The 8860-nt window shown below is 68.0% G+C and carries 7 protein-coding genes and 1 pseudogene; 2 read left to right on the top strand and 6 right to left on the bottom strand.

Features of this window, described 5'->3' with window-relative positions; genetic code table 11:
* Window positions 1-356: 356 nt before the first annotated feature.
* Window positions 357-1316, top strand: coding sequence for a LysR family transcriptional regulator (locus I55_RS32560; RefSeq protein ID WP_049973709.1), 960 nt, complete (start codon window positions 357-359; stop codon window positions 1314-1316).
* A 38-nt stretch (window positions 1317-1354) separates the two neighbouring features.
* Here I55_RS32560 and I55_RS00700 read toward each other — a convergent pair whose 3' ends face one another.
* The 3 genes from I55_RS00700 to I55_RS00695 form a co-directional block, all read right to left on the bottom strand.
* Window positions 1355-2332, bottom strand: coding sequence for a dihydroorotase family protein (locus I55_RS00700; RefSeq protein WP_199902414.1), 978 nt, complete (start codon window positions 2330-2332; stop codon window positions 1355-1357).
* Between the two features lie 91 nt (window positions 2333-2423).
* On the bottom strand, window positions 2424-2762 hold the full coding sequence (locus I55_RS37560; RefSeq protein WP_252180965.1) for a hypothetical protein: 339 nt from the start codon (window positions 2760-2762) through the stop codon (window positions 2424-2426).
* Between the two features lie 79 nt (window positions 2763-2841).
* A complete protein-coding gene (locus I55_RS00695) occupies window positions 2842-3633 on the bottom strand; it encodes an SDR family NAD(P)-dependent oxidoreductase (protein ID WP_044558500.1) in 792 nt (263 codons plus the stop codon).
* Between the two features lie 176 nt (window positions 3634-3809).
* Between I55_RS00695 and I55_RS00690 the strand changes: the two genes are divergently transcribed.
* Window positions 3810-4790: a LysR family transcriptional regulator gene (locus tag I55_RS00690; RefSeq protein ID WP_044558498.1), complete on the top strand. Its 981-nt coding sequence runs from the start codon at window positions 3810-3812 to the stop codon at window positions 4788-4790.
* Here I55_RS00690 and I55_RS00685 read toward each other — a convergent pair.
* The 3 genes and pseudogenes from I55_RS00685 to I55_RS00675 all read right to left on the bottom strand — a co-directional run bounded on the left by I55_RS00685 (window position 4769) and on the right by I55_RS00675 (window position 8749).
* A pseudogene (locus I55_RS00685) lies at window positions 4769-6424 on the bottom strand (hydantoinase B/oxoprolinase family protein). The gene I55_RS00690 and the pseudogene I55_RS00685 overlap by 22 nt on opposite strands.
* A gap of 5 nt (window positions 6425-6429) precedes the next feature.
* Window positions 6430-8535 (bottom strand): hydantoinase/oxoprolinase family protein, encoded by a 2106-nt coding sequence (locus tag I55_RS00680; protein ID WP_044558496.1) that lies wholly within the window; start codon window positions 8533-8535, stop codon window positions 6430-6432.
* A complete protein-coding gene (locus I55_RS00675) occupies window positions 8519-8749 on the bottom strand; it encodes a 2OG-Fe(II) oxygenase family protein (RefSeq protein WP_044558495.1) in 231 nt (76 codons plus the stop codon). Before I55_RS00675 ends, I55_RS00680 begins: the two co-directional genes overlap by 17 nt.
* Between the last annotated feature and the right edge of the window lie 111 nt (window positions 8750-8860).

The raw sequence follows: 8860 nt of genomic DNA, 5'->3' as shown, positions 1-8860 counted from the left end.
GCCGGCGCCTGGCCGCCGCCCACGCGCTTCCCGACAGCATCAGGGCGCCTGCCGCCACCGATGCCAACAGCGCCCTACCATGCCCGTGATGGCCACGCATCTCTCGATCCTCCCTAGATTTCTTATTGGCCGCCTGCCCCCGGTTCATGCGGGCAGGACGGTAAGGCCCACGGCACCCATTGGTGGTGCCGTTCCGCCGCATGGTCCCCCGGATACCCTTGCTGACGGGTTAACCGGGAGAGCCATCCAGTGGCTGAATGTGTGCATTACAGTCGGGGACTGAATGGTTGTCTAATAATAAGATTGGCGTATCTTATAACTTGAAGTTTGAACAACCGCCGTGACGCGCCCCCCTCATGAAGATCGATCCCCGCCGCCTGATGGAATTCCTGGCCGTGGCCCGCCATGGCTCCTTCAACAGCGCCGCCGCCGCCTCCCGCGTCTCTCAGCCGGCGCTGTCCAAGAACATCGCGCTGCTGGAGCGGGAAACGGGCGTGCGCCTGCTGGAGCGTGACCGGACCGGCGCCCGGCTCAATTCCTTCGGTGAAAGCCTGGCGCACTATGCCGAGGCGCTGGAGACGCTGCTGGCCCGCGCGGCGGAGGAACTGACCCTGAAGCGCCAAGGCATCGAGGGGCCGCTGGCAGTCGGGGTCACGCCGGTGGCCGCCGCCACCCTGGTTCCCCGCGCGCTGGAAGTGCTGACGCGCCAGACCCCGCGGATCATGGTCTCGGTGGTGGAGGGACTGGATGATGAGCTGTCTTTGCATCTGAGGCAGGGGCAGCTGGATCTGATCGTCGGCCCCCTGGGCGTCGGCCCCCACTATGAGGATTTGGTGGAGGAGCCCCTGTTCATGGACAGGGCGGAGCTGATCATGCGCCCCGGCAACCCGCTGGCGGCCGCCGGGGCCTTCAACCTGCGCGACCTTCAGTCCGCCTCCTGGGTGCTGCCCAGCGCCGGCAGCGTCTTCCGCCGCCAGTTGGAAACCCTGTTCGTCACCGCTGGCACCCGCTGGCCCACGGGCGGCATCACCACCAACTCCATCCTGGCCATCAAGTCCGTGGTCATGACCACGGACAGCGTGGCCCTGATGTCGCCCCAGTTGACCGCCGTGGAGCGGGCCGCCGGCCGGTTATGCAGCTTCCCCCTGGCCGACGTCCGCTCCGCCCGCCCCGTCGGCCTGATCCTCAGCGCCAAGGCGCCGCGCAATCCGCTGACAGCGCGCTTCATCGACATCATCCGCGGCATCGTCCAGGGCGACCCGCACCTGGCGGGCGACGCCGTATTGCCCCAAGTGAAAAGGCCCGCTGTCCCATGACAGCGGGCCCCTGTAGACCACTGTGTGCGTTCAGGCGATCAGCGCTTCTTCTTCACGATGGCCGCTGTGGTCGTTTCCACATTGCGCGGCTTGGGCGTCGGCATCTGCTGGATGCGACGGACGTTGCGGCCATGGCCTTTGGCTTCCACCACCAGCGCGCCGTCCCGCATGACGAAGCTACCACGGACCAAGGTGTGCACCGGCGCGCCCTTGGCCGCGTGGCCGTGGAACGGGGTGCTGGAGCCCTTGGACTTCAACTTGGCTGAATCCACCTGGGTCTCGCGGTCCATGTCGATGACCACCAGGTCGGCGTCCGATCCCGGCAGCAGGGCGCCCTTGCGCGGGTAGAGGCCGAAGGCCTTGGCCGGGGCCAGGGAGGTCATGCGCACATAATCGCTCAGCGACAGACGGCCGGCCCCCACCTGGGTCAGCATCAGCGGCATCTGCGTCTGCACCCCGGTGAAGCCGCAGTCCGTCGTCCAGATGTCGTCGCGGTGCTTTTCCTCATGCGAATGCGGGGCGTGGTCGGTGGCGATCATGTCGATGGTGCCATCCTGCACGGCCGCCCACAGCTGGTCCTGGTGCGTCTTCTCCCGCACCGGCGGGTTCACGCGGATCAGCGACTTCTTCTCGGTGTATGCGCGCTCATCCAACAGCAGGTAGTGCGGGCAGGTTTCCGCCGTGATGTCCACGCCCCGCGCCTTGGCCTCCCGCAGGGGCCGCAGTTCATCGCCCGAGGAGACGTGCAGGATATGGATGCGGGCGCCGGTCCATTCCGCCAGGATGGCGGCGCGGGACACCGCTTCCGTCGCCACCACCGGCGGGCGGGCGTCCAGGTGGGCCAGCGGGTCGCAGCGGCCGGCCTCCTTCAGCTTCTTGGAGCGCCGCGCCATGATGGACGCGTTCTCCGCATGCAGGGCGATGCGGTAACCGTGCTTGGCGACGATCTCGAACCCTTTCCAGATGGCCCGGTGGGCGGCGACGGCAGGTTGCCGAAAGTGTTGCCCATGAAGCACTTGAACCCGCGACGCCGCCTTCCATCAGGACTTCCAGCTCGTTAAGGTTTCCTCACCCGCAAGCCATAATTGCCAATTCAACTTGGCTTGCTTAACGGACCTCAATTTTAGGTTCACGCCTCCCCGTTCCCGTGGGCGGGTTGGTTTTGGGCATTTCGAACCCGGGGGGAACCCGCCCATGGGGGGGCTGGGCCGTCCCGTATTCCCAGGTTTCCTTGTGGGGGTAACCGGGATCGCGAAAATGCACATGGGCGTCGATGGCCCCGGGCAGGATATACTGCCCGGCGGCGTCCACCACCTCGGACGCCTCGGGCATGCTTTCAGCCGCGCCGATGGACAGGATGGCGCCGTCCTTGATGGCGATGGAGGCCTGGAACTGCGCGCTGTCGGTGACCAGCGTGGCGCCGTTGATGACGATGTCTGCCTTCATGTTGCTTTCCCGCGATGCAAAAGCCGCAAGCCCAACCCCGGCGCGGCCATAGAAATGAAAGGTGGATCGGATTTGCCGCTCAGAGCGCGGCCCAGCCCCCGTCAACGGGCAGGTCGACGCCCGTGATCTGCTTCGACACGTCGGACGACAGGAACAGGCAGGCGGCGGCCACGTCCCGGGCCGTGCTGATGCGGCGCAGCGCGTATTCGGCCGCGTGCTCGGCGATCACCTCCTCCTCCGTCAGGCCGCGCGCCTTGGCCACGGCGGGCATGACCTTGGTGCGGAAGCGCGGGCCGTCCACCATGCCCGGGGCGACGATGTTGACGTTGATGTTGTGGGGCCCGGCCTCGATCGCCGTGGACTTGGTGATGCCGCGCAGGCCCCACTTGGATGCGGAATAGGCCATGCGCCCGGCGCGGCCGCGCAGGCCGAAGGTGCCGCCGACATTGACGATCTTGCCATACCGGCGCGCGATCATGCCCGGCAGAACGGCGCGCATGGTGTTGAAGCAGCCGGTCATGTTGAGGCGGATGATCTCATCGAAGGCCTCCGGCGTGGTCTCCCAGGCGGTGGCGCCCACCGGGCCGGTGCCGCCGGCCACGTTGACCAGAACGTCCACCTGGCCGAACGCCGCCACCGTTGCCGAAACGGCGGCATCACACTGCGCGGCGTCCAGCACATCGCACGACAGCACCAGCGCGCGCACGCCCTGCCCTTCTATTTTCGCCGCCAATTCAGTCAGCGGAGCCATATCCCTGCCAATTATCGCAATATCCGCCCCCTCCTCCGCAAAAGAAAGACAGATTTCCGGCCCCATGCCCTTGCCAGCTCCCGTGACAAGAATCTTCTTTCCCTTAAGGAACAGATCCATTTCATTCCTCTATATTGCTTCAAGCGGCTATGGATATTTGATCAATTTTAGGTCAATCTGGGGAACACAAGGTTGGAAGGTCAGTGCCCCACCCCGTTGACATTAAAGATATGCCGTTGCCGCAGTTGTGCTAAAGCTGGGGTGCGGCGTAGCCCAAAAACGAACAGGGACCCGTCATGGCTCTGCGTAATCAGCGAATTTGGATCTACATCAATGAGGTCGCGCGCATCGGATCGGTACGCCAGGCGGCGGAACGCCTGAACGTCACGCCGTCCGCCCTGCTGCGGCGCATCCAGGATGTGGAACACGACCTGGGCGCCCCCATCTTCGAACGCCATTCCTCCGGCGTCCGCCTGACGGCGGCCGGTGAGGTGTTGATCCGCTGGATCCGCTCGCAATCGGCGGACCTGCGGCGCGTCTATTCGGAGATCGAGGAACTGTCCGGCCTGCAGCGGGGCGAGGTGCGGCTGGCCTGCAGCCAGGCGGTGGCGCGCGGCTTCGTGCTGCGCCAGGTGGCCGCCTTCCGCAAGAAGCACCCCAACGTGCGCTTCAAGATCACGGTCACCGACCATTCGACGGCCATGCGCCAGCTGACCGCGTTCGAGATCGACCTGGTGCTGATCTTCCGCCCGCTGCGCCATCCCGAACTGCACCCGATCATGTCGATCGGCCAGGGCCTGGTCGCCATCATGAGCGCCGACCACCCCCTGGCGACCAAGGACATCCTGCGCCTGCGCGAGTGCGCGGAGTATGAGACGGCCATGCCGGAATCATCGTTCGGCGGGCGCGAGATCATCGAGAACCGCCTGGCGGCCAGTTCGGCCAAGCTGTCCATCGGCGTGGAATCCAACAGCTTCGACCTGCTGGGCGACCTGGTGGCGGTGTCCAACCTGATCGCCTTCCAGATCGACATCGGCGCCGACCTGTGGCGCAACGATCCGCGCTACGCCGTGCGCCGCATCAGCGACCTGGACCGCACCTATGGGCCGCTGGTCCTGGGCCAGTTGAAGGGGCGCCCCCTGCCCCTGGCCGCCGCCAAGTTCGCCGAGCAGATGGCCCGGGAACTCAACGACTGCCGGTCGCTGCCCACGCTGGGCGATTATTACCCAGAGGAGGAGCAGGTGCCCTTCGAGGGTCAGCCGACGCCGCTTCCGTAAAAGCGGGCGGCGGCTTCGGCGGACACGAAGCCCTCCTCCACATCGCGCGCCACCAGGTCCGCGGCGCGCGATGTGGCCGCCCCCAGGCCGGCGCCGCCGGGAATGTCCAGCACCAGCCGGTCACCGGCTGGGATTTGCTGAAGGCCCTTGGCCTGCATCGCCTTGCCCGACGCCAGGCGCACCGATCCTTGCGAGCCGTCACCGCCGCCATCCCGGCCCTGGGCCGGGTGATCCACCCGCTCGAACATGGCCAGCACCTCGAAGGCGCTGTCGTCGCGCATGGCGACCTCCACCCGCTGGCCCAGGCCGCCCCGGCGCTCCCCAATGCCGCCGCTGTCCGTCAGCAGCTCCTTGCGCCAGATGACGATGGGGGCGCTGTTCTCCGTGATTTCCACCGGCATGGCGCGCACGCCGCTGGGGAAGGCGGTACCGGACAGTCCGTCCTGCTTCGGCCGGGCGCCCGAGCCACCGCTGTTGAAGAAAATGGCGTCGAAGCTGTCGCCAGCCTGGGCATCGTCGGCCGGCTGGCGCCCACGCAACTGCACGCTCCACAGGCAGGAGCTGCCTTCCGCCGGCACGCGGTCCGGTATGGCCTGCGACAGGCAGCCGAACACCAGGTCGGGCAGCATCTGGCCGATGACGTGGCGCGCCGCCACCGGCCAGGGCCGCTGGACGTTGACGATGCTGCCCTCCGGCGCCACCACCTCGAACGGCAGCAGGGCGCCGTAGTTGTTCGGCACCTCCGGCGAGATGACGCAGCGCAGGCCGAAGATGGTATAGGCGCGGCAGTAATTGAGCACGACGTTGATGCCGCGCGGCACGCAGGCGTCGGTGCCCTCGTAATCCACCAGGATGCGCTCGCCATCGATGGTCAGGCGGGCGCGCAGGGTGATGGGGTGGTCGTAACCATCGATGGTCAGGCTGCTGGTCCAGCTGCCCTGGGGCAGCTTGGCGATCTCCGCCCGGGTGGCGGCCAGCGATCGCTCGACGATGTAGTCGGCGACACCGGCCAGGTCGTCCAGGCGGAATTCCGCCAGCATGGCGCTGAGCCGCCGGGCCGCCGACTCGTTGCTGGAGATGTAGGACAGCACGTCGCCCCGCACCTGCAAGGGGGTGCGCACGTTCAGGCACAGGATGTCCAGCAGGTCCTGGTTCAGCACGCCCCGGCTGGCCAGCTTCATCAGCGGGATCTGCAAGCCTTCCTCGAAAAGGGAGCGGCCGTCCGGCCCCTGCCCCAGGGCGGCAATGTCCACCTGATGGCAGCAGACGCCGAAACAGCCGACGATGCACCCCTGGTGAAGGCGGGCGACAGCACGGTCACGTCATGCAGGTGGCCGGCGTCACCAGGGGTCGTTGGTGATGAAGTGGTCGCCTTCGGCCATCGTCGGCACCGGGAACTTGGCCAGGAAATGCCGCACGCCGGCCGCCATGGAGTTGACATGGCCGGGGGTGCCGGTCACGGCTTCCGCGATCAGGCGGCCCTCCAGGTCGAACAGGGCGGCGGACAGGTCACCGGCGTCGCGCACGGTGGTGGAAAAGGCCGTGCGCATCAGGGTCTGGGCCTGTTCCTCCACGATGGAGATCAGGCGGGTCCAGATCACCTGGGTGCGCAGTTCATTCAACGCTGCCGTCATGGCGATTAACCTTCCTCACGCCGGGTCAGGACCAGATAGCCGTTGCCATCCATCCAGGCATCGAAACGGGGGGAGACCACCGTGGTGGTCTCCCGCTCGGTGATCAGCGCCGGGCCCTTGACCCGGTCGCCCGGCCGCATGGTCTCGCGCCGCACCAGGGCGAAGGGCAGCGCGGCACCGCTGTCGGGGTCGATCACCGACCGCCGTTCCGTGACCTCCATGTCGCGCGTCGCCGTGACGGGGGCGATCTCCTTGGGCTTCCACGCGGGGGAGCCCACGGTGACGCGCCAGGTCAGCGCCTCGATGGGCAGGTCCAGGGTCACGCCGCCATACTGGGTGCGATAGGCCGTCTCGAACGCCGCGCGCAGCAGGTCCACATCCTCCGGCACCAGAGTGCGGGCCGGGATCTCGAACGGAATCTCATAGCCCTGGCCCTTGTAGCGGGCGAGGCAGGTGCGTCGCTCCACCTGGGCCGCACCGGGAGCGCCCGCCTCCACCAGGGTCCGGGCCTCGGACGTCATGCCGTCCAGCAGGCTGTTCAGCCGGTCGAGGTCCAGCCGGTCCAGCTGCAGGGTCAGGCTACGCGCCACCTCATAGGACACCGGCGCCCGCAGGAAGCCGATGGCCGAGCCGACACCGGCGCCCGATGGGATGATGACCTCGCGGATGCCCAGCTTTTCGGCGAAGCGCGCGGCATGCAGCGGGGCGGCCCCCCCAAAGGCGATCAGGCTGCGATCGTCCAGGGTCATGCCCTGCTCCACCGCGTGGACGCGGGCGGCACTGGCCATGGTCTCATCCACGATCTCGCTGACGCCGATGGCCAGCGTCTCCGCCTTGCCATCCCAGATGCCCAGGGCCGCCAGGGCGTCGTTGGAGGCGCCGGCGTTCAGCGTGACCTTGCCGCCGGCGAAGCGCGACGGATCGATGCGGCCCAGGGTGATGTCGGCGTCCGTCACGGTGGGACGGGTGCCGCCCCGGCCATAGGCGGCCGGCCCAGGCTCCGACCCGGCGCTGTGCGGCCCCACGGCCAGGCGGCCGGCATTGTCGACGGAGGCGATGGAGCCGCCACCGGCGCCGATCTCCACCATCTCCACCACCGGGATGCGCAGGGGCAGGCCGCTGCCCTTGCGGAAGCGGTGGGCGCGGCCAACCTCGAACACCTGCGAGGTCTGGGGCGTGCCGTCGTTGATCAGGCAGATCTTGGCGGTGGTGCCGCCGACGTCCAGGGCCACCACCTGGCCCACGCCCCGCTCCGCCGCCACGGAGGCCGCGAAGATGGCGCCGCCGGCGGGGCCGCTTTCCACCAGCCGCACGGGATAGCGGGCGGCGGCGTCCACGGTGGTCAGGCCGCCGGAGGACAGCATCAGGTACAGCGGGCAGCCGAAGCCCATGGCCTTCAGCTTGTCGTCCAGGCGGCGCAGATAGGCATCGACCAGCGGCTGGACATAGGCGTTGGCGGTGGTGGTGGAGAAGCGCTCATACTCCCGCATCTCAGGTGAGACTTCGGAGGACAGGGACAGGCTGACGCCCGGCATCTCCGCCGCCAGGATTTCCGCCGCGCGCCGCTCATGGCCATCGTTGGCGTAGCTGTGCAGGAAGGCGACGGCCACGCTGCGGATGCCTTGCGACCGCCACTGGGCGGCGGCGGCGCGCACCGCGTCCTCGTCCAGCGGCACCAGCACCTGGCCGCGCGCGTCCATACGCTCCACCACGCCCACGCGCAGCCGGCGCGGCACCAGGGGCTGCGGCTTTTCCATGCCGATGTCGTACTGGTCGAACCGGCTTTCGCTGCCCAGCGCCAGGACGTCGCGAAAGCCCTCGGTGGTCAGCAGGGCGGTGGGCACGCCGCGCCGCTCGATCAGGGCGTTGGTGGCCAGGGTCGTGCCGTGGACCACCAGCGAAACGTCGGCCGGCGCCACGCCCGCCTCATCCAACAGCAGCCGCACGCCGTCCAGCAGGGCGCGTTCCGGCGCGTCGTAGGTGGTCAGCAGCTTGGTGGAATGCCGGCGGTCGCCCACCTCCAGCACGATGTCGGTGAAGGTGCCGCCGATGTCGGCGCCGATGCGCGCCTCCTTGGGCACGGACAGGCTACGCTCAGTTGTAGATGTCATGGGGATTCTTGGACAGCGTGGAATAGAAGCGGGCCAGGTGGTCGGCGACGCGCACGGGCTTGTACTTCGGCTCGGCCCCCGCCAGCAGCTCGGGCAGCGGCGCCACGACCACATCGCGGTCGGGGTTGGCGAAGTAGGGGACCGAGAAGCGGCGGGCGCCGTCGCGGTTGCGCACGCGGTGATAGTTGGACAGGAAGCGGCCGTTGGACCACACATCATCATGTCGCCGACATTGATGGTGAAGGCGCCCCGCACCGGCGGCGCCTGGATCCACACGCCGTCACGGCGCTTCACTTCAGCCCGCCAATTCCTGCTGGGCCAGGAC

Origin of the sequence: Azospirillum sp. B4 (assembly GCF_000333275.1) — a bacterium.
Lineage (GTDB): Bacteria > Pseudomonadota > Alphaproteobacteria > Azospirillales > Azospirillaceae > Nitrospirillum.
The sequence above is the reverse complement of the archived record's forward strand: the minus strand, read 5'-3'. Positions and strand labels throughout refer to the sequence as shown.

Coding starts and splice junctions, on each gene's coding strand:
- I55_RS32560 (WP_049973709.1), top strand. CDS start 357: ATGAAGATCGATCCCCGCCGCCTGATGGAATTCCTGGCCGTGGCCCGC.
- I55_RS37560 (WP_252180965.1), bottom strand. CDS start 2,762: ATGAAGGCAGACATCGTCATCAACGGCGCCACGCTGGTCACCGACAGC.
- I55_RS00695 (WP_044558500.1), bottom strand. CDS start 3,633: ATGGATCTGTTCCTTAAGGGAAAGAAGATTCTTGTCACGGGAGCTGGC.
- I55_RS00690 (WP_044558498.1), top strand. CDS start 3,810: ATGGCTCTGCGTAATCAGCGAATTTGGATCTACATCAATGAGGTCGCG.
- I55_RS00680 (WP_044558496.1), bottom strand. CDS start 8,535: ATGACATCTACAACTGAGCGTAGCCTGTCCGTGCCCAAGGAGGCGCGC.